The organism is Scytonema sp. PRP1 (assembly GCF_036697665.2).
GTDB classification, from domain to species: Bacteria; Cyanobacteriota; Cyanobacteriia; order Cyanobacteriales; family Nostocaceae; genus Kalymmatonema; species Kalymmatonema gypsitolerans.
In genome coordinates this window covers 1-20,148 of the sequence record NZ_JBAHYJ020000020.1, presented here as the reverse complement: position 1 = coordinate 20,148, position 20,148 = coordinate 1, and the positions used below count along the sequence as shown (strand labels likewise).

Annotated in this window: 20 protein-coding genes; 5 read left to right on the top strand and 15 right to left on the bottom strand. The window is 43.2% G+C overall.

Annotated features, from left to right (window positions below; genetic code table 11):
* Nucleotides 1-42: 42 nt before the first annotated feature.
* Entirely contained in the window at nt 43-642 is a 600-nt protein-coding gene (locus V5G28_RS03565; RefSeq protein WP_332993502.1) for a tRNA-(ms[2]io[6]A)-hydroxylase, read from the bottom strand.
* Nucleotides 643-895: 253 nt separating this feature from the next.
* On the opposite strand from V5G28_RS03565, the gene V5G28_RS03560 reads away from it, so the two are divergent.
* A complete protein-coding gene (locus V5G28_RS03560; RefSeq protein WP_332993499.1) occupies nt 896-1,585 on the top strand; it encodes an HAD family hydrolase in 690 nt (229 codons plus the stop codon).
* Nucleotides 1,586-1,622: 37 nt separating this feature from the next.
* On the opposite strand, the gene V5G28_RS03555 is transcribed toward V5G28_RS03560, so the two are convergent.
* From V5G28_RS03555 to V5G28_RS03525, 7 genes are all read right to left on the bottom strand, one after another.
* On the bottom strand, nt 1,623-2,669 hold the full coding sequence (locus V5G28_RS03555; protein ID WP_332993496.1) for an S-adenosylmethionine:tRNA ribosyltransferase-isomerase: 1,047 nt from the start codon (nt 2,667-2,669) through the stop codon (nt 1,623-1,625).
* A 154-nt stretch (nt 2,670-2,823) separates the two neighbouring features.
* Nucleotides 2,824-3,657, bottom strand: coding sequence for an SDR family NAD(P)-dependent oxidoreductase (locus V5G28_RS03550; protein ID WP_336229595.1), 834 nt, complete (start codon nt 3,655-3,657; stop codon nt 2,824-2,826).
* Nucleotides 3,605-4,321 carry an SDR family oxidoreductase gene (locus tag V5G28_RS03545; RefSeq protein WP_332993492.1) on the bottom strand — a complete coding sequence of 239 codons (717 nt, stop codon included), beginning with the start codon at nt 4,319-4,321 and terminating at the stop codon, nt 3,605-3,607. Before V5G28_RS03545 ends, V5G28_RS03550 begins: the two co-directional genes overlap by 53 nt.
* Nucleotides 4,322-4,377: 56 nt before the next feature.
* A complete protein-coding gene (locus V5G28_RS03540; RefSeq protein WP_332993489.1) occupies nt 4,378-4,773 on the bottom strand; it encodes a VOC family protein in 396 nt (131 codons plus the stop codon).
* Between the two features lie 375 nt (nt 4,774-5,148).
* Nucleotides 5,149-5,922 (bottom strand): ZIP family metal transporter, encoded by a 774-nt coding sequence (locus V5G28_RS03535; protein WP_332993487.1) that lies wholly within the window; start codon nt 5,920-5,922, stop codon nt 5,149-5,151.
* A gap of 171 nt (nt 5,923-6,093) precedes the next feature.
* A complete protein-coding gene (locus V5G28_RS03530) occupies nt 6,094-6,453 on the bottom strand; it encodes a PRC-barrel domain-containing protein (protein ID WP_332993484.1) in 360 nt (119 codons plus the stop codon).
* Nucleotides 6,454-6,587: 134 nt separating this feature from the next.
* Nucleotides 6,588-6,845 (bottom strand): DUF1816 domain-containing protein, encoded by a 258-nt coding sequence (locus V5G28_RS03525; protein ID WP_332993480.1) that lies wholly within the window; start codon nt 6,843-6,845, stop codon nt 6,588-6,590.
* A gap of 318 nt (nt 6,846-7,163) precedes the next feature.
* Between V5G28_RS03525 and V5G28_RS03520 the strand changes: the two genes are divergently transcribed.
* Complete coding sequence (locus V5G28_RS03520) at nt 7,164-7,511, top strand: serine hydrolase (RefSeq protein WP_332993476.1); 348 nt, start codon at nt 7,164-7,166, stop codon at nt 7,509-7,511.
* A complete protein-coding gene (locus V5G28_RS03515) occupies nt 7,505-8,248 on the top strand; it encodes a serine hydrolase domain-containing protein (RefSeq protein WP_332993473.1) in 744 nt (247 codons plus the stop codon). Before V5G28_RS03520 ends, V5G28_RS03515 begins: the two co-directional genes overlap by 7 nt.
* Nucleotides 8,249-8,495: 247 nt before the next feature.
* On the opposite strand, the gene V5G28_RS03510 is transcribed toward V5G28_RS03515, so the two are convergent.
* Nucleotides 8,496-9,152 carry a methyltransferase family protein gene (locus tag V5G28_RS03510; protein WP_332993471.1) on the bottom strand — a complete coding sequence of 219 codons (657 nt, stop codon included), beginning with the start codon at nt 9,150-9,152 and terminating at the stop codon, nt 8,496-8,498.
* A 41-nt stretch (nt 9,153-9,193) separates the two neighbouring features.
* Entirely contained in the window at nt 9,194-9,964 is a 771-nt protein-coding gene (locus V5G28_RS03505) for an SDR family oxidoreductase (protein WP_332993469.1), read from the bottom strand.
* A 334-nt stretch (nt 9,965-10,298) separates the two neighbouring features.
* Between V5G28_RS03505 and coaE the strand changes: the two genes are divergently transcribed.
* Complete coding sequence (gene coaE, locus V5G28_RS03500; RefSeq protein WP_332993467.1) at nt 10,299-10,904, top strand: dephospho-CoA kinase; 606 nt, start codon at nt 10,299-10,301, stop codon at nt 10,902-10,904.
* Nucleotides 10,905-11,291: 387 nt separating this feature from the next.
* On the opposite strand, the gene V5G28_RS03495 is transcribed toward coaE, so the two are convergent.
* From V5G28_RS03495 to V5G28_RS03475, 5 genes are all read right to left on the bottom strand, one after another.
* The gene (locus tag V5G28_RS03495; RefSeq protein WP_332993465.1) at nt 11,292-12,641 is read right to left on the bottom strand and encodes an ATP-grasp domain-containing protein; all 1,350 of its coding nucleotides are present in this window, start codon (nt 12,639-12,641) and stop codon (nt 11,292-11,294) included.
* A gap of 298 nt (nt 12,642-12,939) precedes the next feature.
* Entirely contained in the window at nt 12,940-14,139 is a 1,200-nt protein-coding gene (locus tag V5G28_RS03490; RefSeq protein ID WP_332993463.1) for an ATP-binding protein, read from the bottom strand.
* On the bottom strand, nt 14,121-14,507 hold the full coding sequence (locus V5G28_RS03485) for a hypothetical protein (RefSeq protein ID WP_332993460.1): 387 nt from the start codon (nt 14,505-14,507) through the stop codon (nt 14,121-14,123). The genes V5G28_RS03490 and V5G28_RS03485 overlap by 19 nt, the downstream gene beginning before the upstream one ends.
* A gap of 105 nt (nt 14,508-14,612) precedes the next feature.
* Entirely contained in the window at nt 14,613-16,349 is a 1,737-nt protein-coding gene (locus V5G28_RS03480; protein ID WP_332993457.1) for an ATP-binding protein, read from the bottom strand.
* 256 nt (nt 16,350-16,605) lie between these two features.
* The gene (locus V5G28_RS03475) at nt 16,606-18,450 is read right to left on the bottom strand and encodes a HEAT repeat domain-containing protein (protein WP_332993455.1); all 1,845 of its coding nucleotides are present in this window, start codon (nt 18,448-18,450) and stop codon (nt 16,606-16,608) included.
* A gap of 647 nt (nt 18,451-19,097) precedes the next feature.
* Between V5G28_RS03475 and V5G28_RS03470 the strand changes: the two genes are divergently transcribed.
* Nucleotides 19,098-19,853 (top strand): DUF4351 domain-containing protein, encoded by a 756-nt coding sequence (locus V5G28_RS03470; protein WP_332993452.1) that lies wholly within the window; start codon nt 19,098-19,100, stop codon nt 19,851-19,853.
* Nucleotides 19,854-20,148 lie beyond the last annotated feature (295 nt).

The window sequence follows — 20,148 nt, the reverse complement described above, 5'->3', positions numbered from 1 at the left end:
GTCTTAATTCGTGTTGCCACTGAAGCGTGAATCTCTGTACTTTTAGCTATGGATTCTAGGTGCTGGGTGCAAATTTGCTAACAATTCACTTTCGGCAACTGCCAACTCATCCAGTCGTTGCATAACAATTTCACGGTCAAAGTAAGTATCAGCCAGAACCCAGTATGTACCATAGTGCCGCGCTTCAGATGCCATCAAGCTGTGATAAAATTTCGCTAATTCTGGCTCAGGGCAGTGAATTGCTAACAATCCCAAGCGTTCGTGACTGCGAGCTTCAATTAAACCCGTGACGAGCAAAGAATCTAAAAACCGCTCTGGTTCTTTGGGGCGAACTTGTGCTTTCAAACCAGCACCGTAAGGAGGCGGCTGTAGGTTAGCAAGGGGGATATTCCGGCGTTCCAGCCATTGATTGACGAGTTCAAAGTGTTCTAGTTCTTCGCGGGCGATTTTGGTGAGTTCCCGCACCATTTTGGTATTAGAAGGGTAGCGAAACATAAAGTTTAACGCCGCACTAGCTGCTTTGCGTTCGCAGTGGGAGTGGTCGAGCAGAATAAGATCTAAGTTAGATATTGCTTGTTCCACCCAAGCGGAACTCGTGGGTTGTTTTAGGGCGTTAATCGTCGGTAACTGAGATGAAAGCACGGGTTTTGGGTTATAAAACTCTACATTTTAAATGTAATCTGGAAATGTCTTATTGAAGTTGTATCTAAAACGTAGACGCCCAGCAGCAGCGCTTTTGGTAGGGTTTTCCTGCCCAGGCGACTGCGTTCTTTGAATTTTTCATGCAAGCACTGCTGAATCCTCTAAAACCAGGCGCTAAACAGTGGACTGCTGCTCAACGTTACAAGCAAAATAGACAGTTAGGTGTTGCCACGTTATCATTGACAAACTCAATATGTCGCAATATTTCAAAGCCGCAATTTTTGACATGGATGGTCTGCTTTTTGACACAGAAAGGATTGCTCGCTGGGCTTGGAAGAAAGCTCTAGAAAATCATGGCTATGAGATGAGCGATGATTTATTTAACAACTTATACCAAGAGTTTGTCGGTCGGGACTTGTCATGGCGGGAAAAAGTTTTAAAAAGAAGATATGGCGAAAGCTTTCCTTTTGAGTCCGTTACAGCCCAACGCATTGAACTGGGTGATTCTCGAGAAATGCAACAAGGTCTTCCTGTAAAGCCAGGTGCATTAGAATTGTTAAATAGGTTAAGCGGGCTTGGAGTCATTCTTGGATTGGCAACCGGGACATCTTTAGTCAGAACAATCCGACGTTTGACCAGCGCTGGAATTTTTCAATATTTTGCAACGATTGTCACAAGCGAAGATGTCGCCCAAGGTAAGCCTGCTCCTGATATTTTTCTAGAAGTCAGTCGCAGAATTGGTGTTGCTCCTCAAGAGTGTGTGGTTTTTGAGGACTCATATGTCGGTGTCCAAGGAGCTTCGTCGGCTGGAATGTGTACTATTATGGTTCCTGATTTAGAACAGCCATCTCCTCAAATAAAAAGTTTGGCTTACAGAGTGTTGAACTCTTTAGAACAAGCAAGCGAATTACTCGAAGAACTATTTGGGGTTGAGATCAGTTAACGAAAACTTGCTCAACCCCAATTCTTCTTTCACAAACTTACAAAATCAAATTCAAATCTCCGAATTCGTGCCACAAGTAACCTCGCTGCACCGCATCCTCATAAGGTTGCTTAATTTGCTGTCCCGGAAGAAACGCAGTCAGCAAGTCGAGGTGGCTGGCTTCTGGTTCATGCAAGCCAGTTAGCAATCCATCCACTGTTTTAAGTTTATGCTCAGCAGTAATGTGTAATCGCGTGTAGCCATGTTGGGGCTGTACCAACCCATTTGCATCTGCAACAGATTCCAAAGCGCGGACTACAGTCGTCCCAACTGCAATGACTCGTCCTCCTTCCTTATGGGTGTGGTTAATCTTCTGTGCCGCTGCTTCACTAATGAAGTATTCTTCTTCTGAAGCGAGATGCTGTGCGTCGAGTTCATCATCCATATAAGAAGATAAACCCGTATGTAGTACAATGTGTGCGGTTTCCACCCCACGGCGCTTTAAATCAAAAAGTAGCTTCCACGTAAAAGCCCGTCCTGCTGATGGCATCTCTGCGGAACCTGGTTCTTTGGCGTAGACAGTTTGATAGTAGTCTAAATCCCAAGGTTCTGAAACATATTCATAACGAATCGGACGCCCTAAGCGATAGAGTGTGTCCATCAACTCAGTTCCTGATTTTGAGAAGCGTATTTTCCACAGTTGCGGAATATGCGTGTCGCGATTCTCTATATTGGCAGTTAACCCTTGACCAAAGTGAATTTGCGTCCCTGTTTGCAAGCTACAGGTGGGTAGTTGCTGGCACAAAGGTAAAGCAAGCCAAGAATCATCCGCAAGATGCTGCGCTAAGCGGATTTCCATACATTGTCCTTCCGGTATCTCGCAGCCATCAAGAGAAGCCGGAAGGGTACGACTTGTATTAAAGACTAATAAATCACCAGGGCGGAGGAACTCACCAATGCTATTGAAATAGGTATGTTCGACTCTGTAGTCATTACGGTTAATGACCATTAATCGCACTTGATCACGGGCAATTCCCCTACGCTCTGGTGGTTCTTTTGCGGAAAGCTCCGCCGGAAGTGTAAAAGTAAAGGGTTTTGTTAACATATAACATTTACCAACAGTATTGTTGTATGAATCATTACTTTTTGAAAGTAGTACTTTTGATTATGAAAAACACTACTTTCGATAGATGACTCATGAGTATTACTAATTTTGTTGTAGTAAGCGCTTAAGCGCTCACTACTTACTTGTTACCGATTTAAACGAGCGCTGGTTCTTCTGTTTCCTGACCCCAATTTTCTTCCTGAGCTTGAAATCTTTGACCGTTGACGTGGCGTGATTCATCGGAAGCTAGGTAGATGAACACTTCAGTTACATCTGCTGGATTTGCCCATTGGGTGGGATCTTCCTCTGGTTCTGCTGCACGGTGCATGGCGGTATTCATATCTCCCGGATCTACCCAATTGACGCGCACACCGCTGTCTTCAAGTTCCGCCGCCCATGTCTGAGACATGCCTTCAATACCGAATTTCGAGATGCCATAAGCGCCCCAACCAGGGTAACCATTTACCCCTGCATCACTCGTGACGTTGATAATGGAACCGCCATTTTCAATCATCGCTGGTAATGCCTTTTTAATAAGTAAAAATGGGGCGATTAAATTGGTGTTGATAACGTTACGAAAATCTTCAAGTGGGTAATCGAGCAAGTAAGGCATGGGAGAAGGACCAATGCTCGATGCATTATTCACTAAAATGTCGAGATGACCGTTGAATTCGCATAAAGTTGTCGCAACAACACGCTCGATATCTTCGTGCTTAGTTAAATCAGCGCCAATGATGAGAACTTGTGTTTTGGGTGCGATTTCGTGAATATCTTTACGCACTTGATTCAGACACTCAACATTACGCGCCACAATAGATATTCCTGCTGCTGCTTCACGAGCAAAATCAATTGCGAGTTGGCGCCCTAATCCTTGTGATGCCCCTGTGATTAAGGCATACTTTCCTTGTAATCTATTCATGTTCTGCTCCTTTATATTACCAGTCAATTGGTTGGCGATCGCGGAAGAACCCACCCGTTGCACCTTCATCAGGAAGAGTTGCCAGCCACACAATCGTATCGACTCCTTGTTCTGGCGTGCGGGGTGCATTTGGACCACCCATATCAGTTTTCACCCAACCTGGACAAACGGAATTCACTAATATATTTTTGCCTTGTAATTCGTTAGCAAGAATCCGCGTTAAGGCATTCAAAGCGGTTTTGGAAATGCGATACGTAGGAACACCGCTTCCCATATCAGTCAGTTGTCCCGCACCAGAAGAAACATTCACTATCCGTCCATAATTTTGTTTTTGCATCAACCCAATCAACGCTTGAGTCACTCGCAAAACACCGTAAACATTTGTTTCGATTGTTTGCCGCAGAGTGTCAATTTTGGCATCAAACACACTGTTTCCACCTGTTTGAGAATCGATGTAGATGGCTGCGTTATTTACTAAGACATCGAGTTTGCCAAACTGCTCATGAAGAAATTCAGCTAATTGTTGACTGCTTTCATCATTAGTGACATCAAGGGGATGAAAAATGACATTCAAACCTTCAGCTTGTAACTTTTCAGCAGCAGCTTTGCCTTTAGCTTCATCTCGGCTGGTGAGAATTACCTGATATCCTTTCTTAGCCAACTGACGAGAAGCTTCAAATCCCAAACCGCGATTTGCACCGGTTACGACAGCTACTTTCTGTGTTGTAGTCATTGTTTATTCTCCTGTTGGGTAATAGTAGTAGGCGCTTCAGCACCCACCACAAGCCATTATTTCAGTGCGTACTCTGAGTTATATTCAACCAACTCCATCTCATTACCATCAGGATCATTGACATAAATTCTGTGCTTAGTTTCAGGAGCTGTCATTGTGTAATATTCAATGTTCTCAGCATCAAGCAATTTTTTCATGGCTTCCCCGTCTTTAATCACAAAGCCAACATGGTTTATGCCAATGCTTTCGTAGGGCGTATGCACACGCTCTTGGTCACTTTCATCATTGAGAGCTAGATAAAATTGGTTATTTCCCAAATGCATCCAGCGTCTACCCTCGAATACGCCTTCGGCGCGTACATACCAATCAGGAAATAGGGTTTGATAAAACTTCTTTGTTGCTTCAATATCTTTGCAAGAAACGTTTATGTGTTCAAAGCGAATCAAGTCCATTGTTTTGCTCCTTTTGGTTTTCATATTTCTCGTTCATATTTCTCGTTCCCTGGCTCTGTTTCTCGTTCCCTGGCAGAGCCAGGGAATGATTAGGGACTTCCAAATAAAAAAATATCCAGCTTTTTCTTGTGGGATGGGCTTCTAGCCCGTCCTATTAACTGGGCGGGCGGGGACGCCCACCCCACAAGATGAATAATTTATTTCTTGGAAATCCCTTATTGTTTGAGGCTCTGCCTTTCCTCAAAAGACAGTCAAAAAACTTATGGACAAAAAACTTATGGAGAATGTGAGGCGGAGCCTCAGGGAATGCGTTACCAGGCTGAGCCTGGTAACGAGAAGTACCAGGCTCAACCTGGTAACGATAAATACCAGGAATTATCCTAAAGCAATATCCAAAAACATCATGACGACAAAGCCAAACATGACACCAATAGTTCCTTCTTTTTCTAAGCCTTTACGATGAGATTCGGGGATAATTTCATCACTAATCACAAACAACATTGCTCCCGCTGCAAACGCCATTGCCCAAGGCAATATGAAATTAGCAATACTCACCACACCAGCACCAATCACACCACCAATTGGTTCGACTAAACCCGTGAGCAGCGAAATCCACAAAGCATAACCTCGTGAATATTTCTCACCTACCAAAGCTAATGCTACGACTAAACCTTCAGGAATATTTTGCAAGCCAATACCTAAAGCAACGGGAATTCCATCGCTAATATTATTATTGCCAAAATTCACTCCCACAGCTAATCCTTCCGGGAAGTTGTGAATGGTAATTGCGGCAATAAATAGCCAAATTCGTTTTAGATTACTGCCACGAACGCTTTCTTCCTGCTTGAAAAAGTGTTCGTGCGGTAATAATTTATGTGCCAGTTGCAGAAATACTCCCCCAAGCAAAATACCGATGACGATAATTAAGGCTGCATTTGCTTTGGAATAACCTTGGGCGATCGCTGCTTCCGTACCAGGCACAACTAACGAAAACGATGTCGCCGCTAACATCACTCCCCCACCAAACCCCAGCATGATTCCCTGCACACGCTGCGTGAGATTTATTGGCAGTAAAATTGGCAAGGCACCGAGAACTGTAGCAAGTCCTGCACCTAAACTGGCAACTGCACCGATAACAAGGCTTTGCATACTTGGGGTTATTTATTTAATCTTCCTGATTTAAATCATAGTCGGTATGATTATGAGTTGCAACTATTTCGCAAAAAAATCGCTGACATTTTGTCTGCCTGCGATTATCCGATAAGTGTTACGGTAGTGCAAAATTTTCAGAAAGTATTGACAAATATAGCTTTGTGCATTTTACAACGGATACGAAGAAGAAGCCACTTCCTCGTTCAAGCCGCAGACTATGTTGTTGTCAGTTGGGTTGTATGCCATCAACTCAGCGACTTGCGCTTTGTTAAATCTACTAACGTAGACGCGCCTTGTCGTTTGGTCAACCTGAGCTTCACTATATGGTAGTAGTATCTGCTTGCCAGTCATTTCGTCATTGAGATCGACAACCAAGTACTGCGAATGTCCGGCTTCATCGACTAAGATTTCCACCACTTCTCCCGCCTTTACTTCATTCGCAGTGTAAACCTCAAAGTGCATGAGTTCATGCTCTCTAAAAGAGCGACGGGAACTTGCTTCAAAGTCTTCGATTCTTGAAAGCGTCATAGGTTTCTCCTGTTTTGTATCTAGTTTTTTGTTGTGTGATGTCTTGTCACCGACTCCTAAAACTTTGCCCACCTTAATGGGATCACTGACTACGGCTCTACTTTTGGGGTCGTTGCTAGGTAATTAAACTCTCCTCACATTTGAAAACTCTCTGCCAATTCATCCTTTGGGCAAATAGTGAGTTCCTTTGGCTTGCACCATTTAATCTCAACAGTAATTCCTTGTGCTCCTTCGTTTAGGAGATCCTCAATGTAACCATCTTGGTCAACAATAGCTTGCTGAGCACTCTCGAAAGGTCCAAAGTAGTAGGTACAGCAGGGCTCAGAGGAGACAATTTGTACCCACCAGCCCTTTTCCATTGGCTCCTTTTCAAGGATTTCTGCTAAATTCATGCCAGTTTCCTGCAATTATCTTGATTGGACTACCTACATTCACCTAAGGGATGAAATCAAGGCTCAAACCTGAGAGTTGAGATGTCAACCAAACAGTAAGAAGAGGCATTGCTAAGCTCAACCTCTTCAAGAATGTGGTGGTTAAACTCTGGGGAGTTTTTTTAGAGAATATGCACAATATTCTGGCGAATAAAAGTTTTTCTATTCGGCAAAGATTAAAAACTTATTCTTTAGACTATAGAAAGTAGCAGTCAAATTCAGTAGGTGATTTACCCAATATAAGTAGGTAGATACCCGCTTTTAGAGAAATGTAAACTTATGGCAAATCAAAAGGCATCTCCTCACTATATGGATAGTAGGTTAGAAGATACTTTACAAGCGCAGCTCAACCAATCCCTTCACTTTACAGGCTGCATGGGTGTAAATGTCGCTATCAATGATGAGAAACATGGAGTCTGGTTAGGAAGCAGTGGTTTCTCTGATCTTGAGGCAAAACAAGCTCTTGGCGTTAATCGCTCATTTTACATTTACAGCATTACCAAAACTTTTGTTTCCGTTTGCTTATTGCGTTTAGCTCAGGAGAACTTGTTAGATTTAGATGATTCACTTACGAAATGGTTACCTAAGATGCCATTTCAGGATCTGTCACATTACGTCGGTTGCTAAATCATACAAATGGAATACCCAGTTACACCAGCCTTGAAAATTATTTGCCTGCTGTTTGTGAGAATCCTTCTGTTCCTTGGACACATAAGAAAGTTGCTGAATTAACCTGTACAGGAAAACTCCATTTTGAACCACCAGAAGGATGGAGTTATTCAAATACAGGTTATATGTTGCTGTATGAGGTGATTGAAGCTGTTAGCGGTAAAAAATTTGCTCAAGCATTAGAAGAAGATGTCTTTTCAGTGTTGGATTTACAAAATACTTATGTCGCCCATCATGTTGACACAAAAGGCGTTCTGACACCTGGTTATTGCCGATACCTGAATTCGGAACGAATTATGGAGAATGTGATTCCTCGTTATCATCCAGATTGGTGTGCGACAGGACTCATTGCTTCTACGCCTGAAGAAGTGGTGAAATTTTTTGAGGCTATCTTTTCAGGTAAATTGCTAGATTCTAAGCAGTTAGAGCAAATGCTAACTCTTGTACCCACTGGTACTCACGAGCCTTGGTATAAAAAACCTTGTTATGGTTTAGGAATTATGGCAGATCCTGAATCCAAGTATGGTGAGAAGTATGGGCATGGTGGAAGTGGTCCCGGCTATAATCTGTGGGCTATGCATTTACCCGATTTTCACGGACGCAAACTGACGTTAGCTGTTTTTTGTAATACCTCTCTCGCAGAGCATCCTTATGGAATGGTCGATGATTTATTGCGTGTTCTTGAAGCTGCATAAGCTAATGTGCATTTAATTTGTAGTAACTGGACGGGCAAGATGCCCATTCCACAAAGGCTTTCTCAAAAGTGATAATGCCACAATAGCTGTGGTCATTAATTTTGCAAAAAAAAATCGCTGCCGGAAAATGTCAGCGATTCAAACAAAATATATCTTTTTATAGATGACAAACTTCCCATTACCTCTGCGTGTTCCTCTTTTAGCCGCTGGATCACCTGCGGATGCTGTCCTAGCAGGTATATGAGCTTCACCAAATAAACGGAATTAAACGGGCGCTAGATTGCTTATACTCGGCATACTCCGGGTATTTTTGGGACATTGACTGTTCTTTGCGGGACATAAGCTGGAGGTAGAAAACTAAGATATATGCAGGCACCAAATAAGCCCAAGGTGAACCAGCGACGACACTAAAACTCAGATACCGTAGTAGATCCCCAAAGTAATTGATATTTCGGGAAAAACGCCAGATGTTGTCAGAAACTAACCCTGCCTCGTACTGCTTGGCGGTAAGCTTTTGGATATCGGCAGTAGCATTGATCAGACTGCCGAAAATGTAAAGCGATAGTGCAAGAGCTGCTGTGGTCATTGATAGAGGGACGGGGTTGATAAATGCCAGGTATCCCGGTAGCACGTAAAAAACCCCGACTGACAATAGTATGAAAACAAATCCACCAACCCCTACAGGATCATTAAACATCTGTCGCCGGTGGGGGTAAAACCAGTTGTCGATTAACCACCAAATACAATAGCTGATGTGCAAGCACATATAGATGAGTTGTCGCCAGTCTTGAATACCGAAGACGACAGCAAAAGCAATTAAGCAGAAGATTGGGAGTGCTTTTGCTATGTTAACCGCCGTGAGTGCTGTCACCCCGGTTTTTTCAGCCTTGGCAGTATTTTGCATATACAGTTGTACCAAATTTAGATTTTTAACTTTCCTTCATTTTAATTTCGCCGATTCACCAAAGTAGCGCTAGCTTGGTCTACTGGCATAAGTATAACTTCGTTGATATTTACATGGCTTGGTCGCGTGACGCAGAAAAATATCACATCGGCGACATCATCGGGTGTGAGGGGAGTGACTCCCTGGTAAACTTTTTTGGCGCGATCGCTATCCCCATGAAAGCGTACTTCGCTAAATTCCGTTTCTACCATACCAGGATCAACAGAACTGACGCGGATAGGAGTTCCTAACAGGTCTTGTTTTAAACCTTCGGAAATGGCTCTGACGGCGGCTTTTGTGCCACAGTAGACATTACCATTAGGATAGGTTTGATGCCCGGCTATCGAACCTATGTTTACCACATGACCGCGATCGCGTTTCACCATTCCAGGAACAACATAGCGAGTGAGGTAGAGCAAACCCTTGATATTGGTATCAATCATTTCTTCCCAATCTTGGATGTCGCCTTCGTGGAGTTTGTCTAAACCGCGACTCAGACCAGCGTTATTGATTAAGATGTCGATATCAGACCAGGCAGGGGGTAGGGTTGAGATAGCAGATTGTACGGCAGAGCGATCGCTCACATCGAGCTGTAACAAATGGAACTGTACAGATGAGAAGTGGCGCGTCTCTACAAGTTCCTGCAAACGCTCCAAGCGCCGCGCCGCTAAAATCAGTTTTGCACCTGCATTTGCGAAGACTTTGGCACAAGCAGCACCAATACCACTACTTGCACCAGTAATCAAAACAATTTGATTTTCTACAGAAAGCATTTTTAGTTAAGAGTCAACAATCAGTGAACAGTTATCAGTAAACAGTAAACAGTGACCAAGTGACCAGTGAACCGTGACCAGTGACCAGTGAACAGTGAACAGTGAACAGTGAACAGTCAAGACAACCAACCTCTAATAACTGATAACTGATAACTGTAGGGCTCCTATTTGATTTTTGAACGACACGTAAGGTGGGCAGTGCGAACGCAAAACCCGGATGTAGTGGGCAAAATACCGTAAGCACTGCCCACCCTACAATACTTAAGATTTTTCAGAAATCATTTTGGATTGCTATAGTTGCTAATGGTTAATTGCTAATAGCTTTAATCAACTCATGACAAAACACATCATCGGGTTAACTGGAGGCATTGCAACAGGCAAAACCACTGTTGCCAATTATTTGGCTAGTGCTTACAATTTGCCTATTTTGGATGCAGATATTTATGCCAGAGAAGCAGTATCTGTAGATTCGCCTATTCTGCTAGAAATTGCTCAACGTTACGGTAAACAAATTTTACTTGTAAATGGAAACCTCAACCGTCAGAAGTTGGGAGAGATTATTTTTAACAGTCAAGAGGAACGCAACTGGGTAGAGGGTTTGATTCATCCATATGTGGGCGATCGCTTTCTAGAAGAAATTGCCGTATCATCAGCACAAACACTAGTGTTAGTTGTGCCTTTGCTATTTGAAGCGGGAATGACTCATTTAGTGACAGAAATTTGGGTAGTCAGTTGTTCTGAACAACAGCAATTAGAAAGATTGATGCGGCGGAATAATTTAACTTTAGAGCAAGCACAAGCCCGGATAATGAGTCAAATGCCAATAGCAGAAAAAGTAGCCCGTGCGGATGTTGTGTTGGATAACTCCTTTACTCTCGAAGTGCTGCTTAAACAGGTAGATGCAGCAATGTTGGGCTTTGAGCCGAGATACAATGTTTGACACTCCTCAAATTGTATGGATTTCGCTTTGCTGATTCACACTATCCGGAAATAGTGACTTTCTTAGCTCCTGTTTGTGTCTTTGGGTTGCGAGTGTACTAATATGTCCAGGAAATCAACACTGCTTGGAAGGGTAGTCTTGCTTAATTAGGAGTTATGCAAAAGTTACGGAAAACGAACCGCAGAGGGCGCAGAGGACACAGAGAAATAAGAGTTTGAGAGGTTTTTGCGTAAGTTTTATTAATAAAGCGATCGCCACTAATGACTAACTAGCAACCCAGTAGATAGCTTGAGTATTCTATCAAAATGGTAATTCAAATTTTTGTGGGGTGGGCATCTTGCCCGCCCAGATAATGCAAGCTTATTGTGGAACAGCTTAGTCTCAATCTCACTCTATAAGCTCGCCAAGGTTAAAATCTATTCTTATCCAACCTTTGAGTCTTCGTAGATTGTCGAGAAGGAGTAAGGGAATTTGCCAGTGATGTACCATCAGGAAGGGTAGGGGGTCATCCACCTCAAAAATTGCGTCTTTCCCCCGCAAAATGTTTCTTACCCAGGTTTGTAATTGCTTTAATGATCTAATCCCAGTCAGCCTCCAAACTTCGTGGTACAGCCAATGAGTTGGCTTACTATCCGCTAGAGGTTGCAAAGGTTCAGCCAAAGGCTCTTTACCAAGGTATGCATCTGCTACTCCTGGGTGGTTGTAAAACATAGTAATCGCGGAGTGAGTCCGGGGGTTGCATTCGATTGGATAAACAGTTCCGTCAACAGCCTGAATGATGTCAAAGGAAGCCTCTCCGGTAAGTCCCAGTTCTTTGACAAAACGGCTCACCCATTGCAGAATCTCAGGTTTATCGACATTTTCGTAGTTGACTTGAAAGGCGGATGACTCACAGCAGCAGTGCAGTCTTAACTCCCCATTTCGTAAGCTACTGTGAGTGCAGTATTCCTGTCCGGGGATGAATTCCTGCATAATCCAGGGGTGGTCCTCGCTGATCGGCAGACTCTTGACAAATGCTGCTGTTTGTTCAATCGTGTCGCACGGTAGCTTGGTCATGTTCAAGCGGCGCACGGAGTCGTAGGGTATGCTTTTGAGAATGTACTTATTCTTCTCCTGGGAAAAGTCGAAGTTTAGAACTTGTTCTGGAGCAGTAATTTTAAAGGATTTGGGAACTGATAAACCGAACGATCGCGCTTTTTCGGCAAAGGCAAACTTGTCATCCAGCATCTTGGTGATTTCACCATCGAAGTGGAAAATCTCGCAATAGCCTACTAACACTGGCTTGTTCTGGGGATCAAAGTAGCTGACGGCGAAAATGGCAACCGGGATAAAAAAGTCTATGTTTTCTTTTTTAGCGATCGCACGTAAAGCTTGAGTGTAGCCTTCTAGGTCTTTCTGCGGTTCAGGAACGGTGTAATAGCCAGCGACAGCCTTGGAAAATCGATGACCACTTAACCAGTATTTGTGGATGTCAACTAAAATAACCCTATGCCCTGCGGCGTGAAATGACCGCGCTAGCTGAAGGGTTTTGGTCATCCTACCACCACCGATCAAGATATTTTTGGGATTCTCGGTGAAAACCACTTGCTTTTGAAACGGTTTTGTGAAACAATTCAACAGCAACGCTGCTAAGACGACGATGCAGTTGAACGGAAAAGCGATCGCCAGTAATGCAAGAGTACCCAAGTTTTGGAACACTGCAAAAATACGCGCCTTTATAAATTGCAATTCAACCATTAGCTCTAAATATTTTCTCTTGAAAATAATTATAGTCTCGGTTGCCTTGATAGCGCAAAAACAAGTATAAACCTGAATTTTACAAATCTTTATTTTTTGTTTTTTAGGTTATAAAAAAGTTACTATTTATATAGTACTCCTAAATATTTTGTGAAATTTTCTCTTCTTTCTTCTCTCTTTTCTTGGCGTCCTTGGCGTCTTGGCGGTTGATAAATTTCATAAATCAAATAAAGCTGCTATATGACTTTAATAATAATAATTGTGCTACTTTTCCTTCATTAAATAAATCAATATAAGCTCAAGGTGTCTGTTGAGTCACCCATTCCTCAAAGAGTTGAGAACCTACGGCATAATACTCCTCATCCAACAGCCGAATCACACCAGTTCCCGCAATGACTTCTAAAGCATCTGCCACATTTCCTCGACTGAAACCTGTATATTGTGCCAAAGTTTTAGGAGTTCCTTTGCGGTTTTCAACCAGGGCTTGATAAACTGTTCGTTCAGTTTCTCCAAAGCAACCAGAGTGCTGTTCTTCATTCCACCATGAGGAAAAGTCTTTGTCGTGATACTGGATTAATTTATTGATTAAATTCGTGCAAGAGTCTGTTTGGTAGTCGAAAATAATATTGAGTGTTTGTTGTATTAAATATGGATGGCATCCTGACCATTCTATAATAGAGGTCATTTTTTGGTCGGGGAAAGAAATCTGTTCCTGTTCTGCGCGATCACCTATCAATTTCTTTGTTTCTTCCTCGCTTAAGGGAGCTAACCATTCAATTTCTGCTATGTTTAATAATGGAGAACCGACGCGCTGCTGATATTCCTTCAAATCTCGATAACCTGATAGCAAAAGACCCAAAAAAGGTTTGATAGCAGTATCGGTATCTTTCAATCCTCGCAGATATGACCAAGCATCGCTTGCCCAATTTTGGCGCACGATGAACTCAGCGCCATCGATGAGAAAGCAAACACCTTGAAAATTTAATTTGCGGAGTTCCTCTATAGTTTTTAAGAACGCTAACCGGAAGCTATCGTTATTTAAACGTCGTTCGTAGTCAGGATTGTTGATATTAAATTTAATATTTAACTGCTTGAGGAAGCTAACAGTCACTTCGCCACTCTTGACTTGACTGAGAAACTCGTGGTACATCTGCCGAATTCCAGCCAGAGGAACTTCTCGCCAGCGTTCTATTGCTTCGCGGAGTCTGGCTATGAGGAGATAACGCAGATTGTCTAAATCTTTGGGTTGTTCTAACTGTAAGTTTATCAGTACAGGAAACGCCCGCCGGGGATTACCAGTATTTGGATTCAGCAAATTCCACTCCACAGCACGCAAAGCACTCGTTTTCCCCAAACGCCTTCCAGCTAGGAGAATCCGCACTTGGAAGGGTGACTTAAGCATAGTATTGAGCAATTCGCTGCGTCCAAAGAAGTGAGACGGATCAGTGATGGCTACTCGGAAGTTATCAAACGGGCGTTCTACTGGAAAATTTTGCATTGTTCAATCTCCTCCTCAGTCATCTGCATTTGGATCCACCGCGATAAGAGTGGAATCCGGATTTGGTAGAAATCCTGATGCTCCACTTCTTCGTGATACAACAATCCAACATTTGTGAGCCACAAGCAAGCATCTAAAGACTGGGTGGTTGTAAAATCAGAACTGAGTTGGTTGAGTAACGCTTGTTCTGTTATCCCCTCACGAAAATGTTCGTTGCAGGCTATGGCTCGCAGCAGGGCGATCGCCACATCAAAATTACGTTTTTCTAAATCTTCCCAAATGCTTTTTTCTAAGTAATTTTTCAACTCGCCTTTATGAGTCAAAGTCTTTTCTAAATATCGCTCTACCGTCGCCCATTCAATAAGCATATTTCTGCTTTGAGAAGGCTTTGTATTTTTCTCTTGAATTTTATTTTGTATTTTTTCTGTTAAAAACCGAGCAAGTTGACGAGAGACAAACGGGTGTCCACCGCTTTACCGATGAATTTGTTTCGGGGTTTGTTCGTCAAACTCTAAGCCCATCAATTTGCCGATGTTAATGAGCATATCTTTCGTCTCTTCTTCAGAAAAAGGAGGCAGAAAGACTTCTTTGAAGAAGCTAAAAACTGGATTTGTTGCCACCCCTTGTTGCTTCCACATATTGATTCGATTGCAATCTGGATGCACATCAGCGACGAGAAGTGACAGTTGACGCTGTTCTTGACACAACACTCGTAGCGCCCCAAAACAAGCATTAAATTCTTCTGCTTTCTCCCGCGAGTCTTCTGGAGTGGGAAGAATTCGTTCTACTTCATCCAAAAAGCACAGGATGGGCAATTTATACTTTTTAGTTTGCTGGATTGCACTGGCAAAGTCAATCACTCTTTGGATGAATTCTCCAGTTAACTCTGCGGCTGGTTTCTCTAGGGGAAATGGTTCAAAAGATGGGAGTTTCGCCTCAGTCTCTAGGGTGGAAAGAAGCTGAAGGATATCGTTGAACAAAGCCGCACTGTAGCGAGAGCCGCCATACCGTTGCAGGTCAATATGTACGATGGGATGTTGTCGCAACAAGAATCCTAACTGAAGCAGCACAGAGGTTTTGCCTGATTTGCGTAATCCAAATAGCCCAATTCCTTGATATCTCAGCAGTTCTTCTGCCAAACGCTGTAGTATTTCTGTGCGACCAAAGAAAGAAAATGTGTCGCTAATGGCGTTTTTGTCATCAAAGAAATCAACACGCTGGAGGTAGCGATCGACATACACCTCTAGCAATCCTCTGCACTCGTCTTGGCTCGGTAGCGCTTGTTCCACTTGCGCTAGAGGAATTGGAATCAGCACAAAATGGTCGCGTAACCGTACCTTAGCCGTTTCCATTCTGGCGGTGGTATCCGGTGGAACTCTGTATATCAGCAAGCCAGCCCTTTGTGTCTGCTCCCTTGCCAATTGTTGGGAGATTTGAACCAGTCGGATGATATCTTGGTCAGTTGGCGTATCCACAGTTAGCAAAACTGGTAAAGGCGTGTAGGTACTGAGACTGCCTTCGATAGTTTCGATTGTCAGGTGCAGTTCTTTCTCTCGTTTTATTTTCGCACCTACGAGTTCCAGAAACTTAGTTGCTAAATCCAAACACTTAGCTTTCTGTTCGTGTTGTTGTAGCAGTTGCTTTAATGTACCGTCTTGTGTCCATTGTGGCAACCGTAACTTTAATAACTGTACATATTTATCGCTCAATGTATGGTCTTTGGTATTAGCGGCGTATTCGATTAATCTTTCTCGTAGTTCTAAGGCTGTATCTAAGGGGAGTAAGGTTGCCAACAATAAGTAAACACCGCGAAAACGTGGTTCATCTATGTGTTGATTAACACGCTCTTGAATTTCTTCACTTTCGCCAAGAAAGTTTTGCACCAAGAAGAATTCCATAATTTTGTCGTGGCGAAAGTACCAGCTTTTGTGCGGTTCTCCCTCAGCATCTTCCCATTGACGGCTGACGACCATTTTATATTTTTCATCTTCCATACTGATTAATTCTTGCCTAAATTCATCAGCAGGTATGGCGCTTTCGTCGTTGAGCCGCATCTGGTAAACTGCTTGCGAGAACTTCTTGAGTGGAAATTCGTGTTTCCATTCTCGCAGGTATTCTTCCGCCATGAGTTGATATTGCTGTTCTTGCAGGCGAAACAAATCTGGTTGTTTGCCTTGTGATAGCATCAGGGCAACCAGCGTTAAATCCATTGGGTTGGAAAGAATTCGCTTGGCTGCTGCTAAATCTTCTGGAGATTGTTGATCGTTGAATGCTGCTGCTATGTAGCGGGCGCAGGCTTGTTCGTAATCTCGGAACCCACCCTACCCTCCGCAGTCGCCTCAACGGGGGGAACCCCCGCACGGCGCTGCTCTCCGCAAGCGGGGAGGGGGAAAGAAGGCGGGGTGGGATTTTGGTATTGTGGGTTATTCTGACTTTTCACGTTATGTGGAAAAATCCACGAAAAACCTAACCCCCAGCCCCCTTCCCTACAAGGGAAGGGGGAAGATTAAAAGCCTCTCTCAGTATAAAAGCTGCTCCTCTTCCCTCCCCTTTTAGGGGAGGGTTAGGGAGAGGTGGGGAGAGGTTTGGAGAGAGGTTTTCCACATCCGGTGAAAAGTCAGGTGGGGTATGAGACGAACTTGGTAGAAGTTGCTGCTGACGATAAAGCAAAAACTGCTGTATTTGTTCACGTTCCAACGGCTGCAATTCATATTTCTTTGCCGTTGAGGGCGGTATCCAATCCAAGGGCTGTGTCGTCATAATAATGTTGCCCCGGAAATAGCTTTCCGCAAACTGCGAGATTTTCGCCCGCGTATCGGCGGTGACTTCGTTGAGTCCGTCGATGCAGATGTCTATGGCACCATAGTAAATGAGGTTTCTTAGGAATTTCGCATCTTGTACCTGTCCTTGCAGCTTGGCATAAATTGCTTCAATGATGCCGTTGTCACACTTTTGGGCGGGTAGATAGGCGACTGTTTGCTGGGAAGTTTTCACCAAATGGCGCAGAAACATTGATTTGCCTAAACCAGAGTCGCCTTCTAAGACGATTTGCCCCGTGATACTGGAAATCGCCTGCGTAATTGGTCGAATTTCCCCTGCATCCTGATGTAGAGACGCGCCATGACGCGTCTCTACAACGCCGGATTGGGGAAAATATGCTAGAGAACTGAAATTGTCTAATCCTGCATCAGCTAGCAGGATAGGTTTGAATGGTTCAAACAGTCGGCGACGCAGGTAAGGAATCCAAGTTAGGAGTAAGCCAATGTAGCCAAAGCCCAAAATACGCCTTATCCAGGGGTTCCAGAAGATTGTTTGCACTTGGGGAGATATGGGGTAGGCAAGGATGAGGGTAAGCCAAATGGCAAGGTGAATGAGGATGATGTTTCTGGCAAGGAAAAACCACTTCCAAAATTCTAGATTATCTATGACTGACTTAACAGCATGAGCTTTGGTGGAATAACCTGCTTTCAGATTTTTGTAGTGACTTTCAAGTAAACTAATATCCTGCGGTTTCCAAAGAACTTTTTTGTTGGATGCAACTATCGAAATCTGTTCTGCTAAGTCTTCTCTTAATCCATTCAACCCCTGGCTAAGCACCCAAATCTTGCGAAATAATTCCAGTGTTTTCTTGGCTTCATCGTGTTTAAGTTGATCGGGAATTGCTTTTTCATCAGGTTTACCAAGCCACTTTAGCAGTGTTTTCACCTCATCATTGCCACCTCCAAGAAAATGGGTTAAAAACCGCCAATATTCAAAATTCATATCATAAAAAGAAGAAGGGCTTGACCAAAGCTTTCCCTGATTTGGCTCATAAACATAATTCAAGATGACAATAACGTCTTCTAACTTGAGTTGTTTTATATTGCCCAATGCTCTTGCCGCTTCGGCACGAACGTTAGCGTCAACCTTATCATCCTTGAGGAAATTGACATTGACGATGTCTGGAACGTATTTTGCTGCCGCTTGCCCCAAATTGCCCAAAGCTTTAGCCGCTTCGGCACGAACGTTAGCGTCAACCTTTTCATCCTTGAGAATTTCGGCAGCTTTCTTAGCAATCTCTTCCGGTTCCCTCCCCACAGATTTCAAATTTTGCAGATCATATGCCGTCAACTTGTCCAAAGCATATTGCTTTACCCTAGGAAGATCATCTTCAAGCGCAGCCATTATGCCGTCAATCTGCCAAGGCTGCGGCTTTGGCTTGTCGGTTTCTTCCGCACTCACCCAAGGTAGGGAGAGGAGGAGAACAAGCAAAAGGGTGAGAGGGAAAAGGAGAAAGGTAAACTTTCTGGTTTTGCGGGGAGTTTTCAGCATGGGGGACACAGCCAGGAAGAGGGGGCGATGCTGCAAGCAGTGGAATTAAGGCTTAGGCGTTGATGGTTGTATCATAATCTGAGGTTAGCCTGAGTTGTTGGTTTTCTCTATTGTTTATAGGTGTTGGTGAGATTAACTTATGCATTAATAGATTGCAACATTCTCGACTTTGAAACTTTCATCTGGTAGGGTGCGTTATGGACATGAGTCCTAACGTACCGAAAATCTCTGATGGTGCGCGATTCCTGCGACATAACACACCCTAGCAATTTGTAAGGTGGGCAGTGCCATGAACTAATGTTGAAATCATCAAGTTTTACTTAGGCACTGCCCACCCTACAGTTGAAAAAAAAAGAATAATTAACCACAGATGGACACAGATGGACACAGATGGAATCAAAGAGATGCTAGAGGTTTAATTTGTGAGCTAGGACAACGTTTGTAAAATCTTAGCTGAAAAATATCTAACGGATTTTGCGCGTTGGTTGCTAGCAGTCGAACCACGAAGCATCGAAGTCTTACAGCAATTTTGCTGTTAATTAGACTACGCCAAGAAACCTAACCCCCCAACCCCCTTCCCTACAAGGGAAGGGGAAAGATTTAAAGCCTCTCTCCTTGTAGGAGAGAGGTTTGGAGAGAGGTCATAAATGTGGTTCATTTACCTCAAAACCGCTATAAAAACAGAATTGAGCATTGAACCAATTCGCGCTGATTCTTTGACATTTCTGCAAACAGAAAACCGCATTTTACACATAGAATTTCAAACCATAACAAGGTCTAAAACACCGATTTCTTTTCGGATGTTGGATTATTCTGTTAGATTGATCCGTCAGTATAAAGTCCCTGTCACACAAGTCGTCATTTTTTTACAACAAACAAATGACGAAATAGCATTCACTGAAGAATATCGCAGTGAAACAACAACTCATCGCTACCGCGTTTTGCAGATGTGGGAACAAGATTCAGTCCAATTTCTCAACAATTCTGCACTATTACCGTTAGCACCGTTAACGCAAACAAACTCACCACAAGCGTTATTATCGCAGGTTGCCCAGAGTGTTGCTAGAATTCCGGATAGAGAGACGAGGCAGAATATCGCAGCTTACACAGGGATATTAGCGGGTTTGAAATTTGAGAAAAACTTGATTCGTCAATTTTTGAGCGAGGATGTTATGCAAGAGTCAGTGATTTATCAGGATATTTTGGAGAAGGGAGAACAGAAGGGAGAACTTAGATTCTGTCTGTCTTTACTTGATGAACGCTTTGGTGAAATTGATTCCTCAATTATTGAGCGAGTTCAAGTTTTCAAGAAAGAACAGCTAGAAGCTTTAGGTAGAGCGCTTTTTAGAATGTCATCAATAGCTGATTTAGTGACTTGGCTAGACGAACAGGAAAGCAATTAAGTTTTCTATACAATAGTTTGTAGCGGCACAGCATAGCTAATGAATGTCAACTCTAAAAGTCTTTATTGAGATGCATTTGGGCATTTTTCAATCTACCATCTAGATTTTTGATCCCCCCTTAATCCCCCCTTAAAAAGGGGGGAAATAAAATTTTAGCCCCCTTTTTAAGGGGGTTGGGGGATCTAAGTAGCGGCACAGCATAGCTAATGGATGTCAACTTAAGCTAAAACCTGTATTGAGATGCATTTGGGCATTTTTCAATCTACCATCTAGATTTTTGATCCCCCCTTAATCC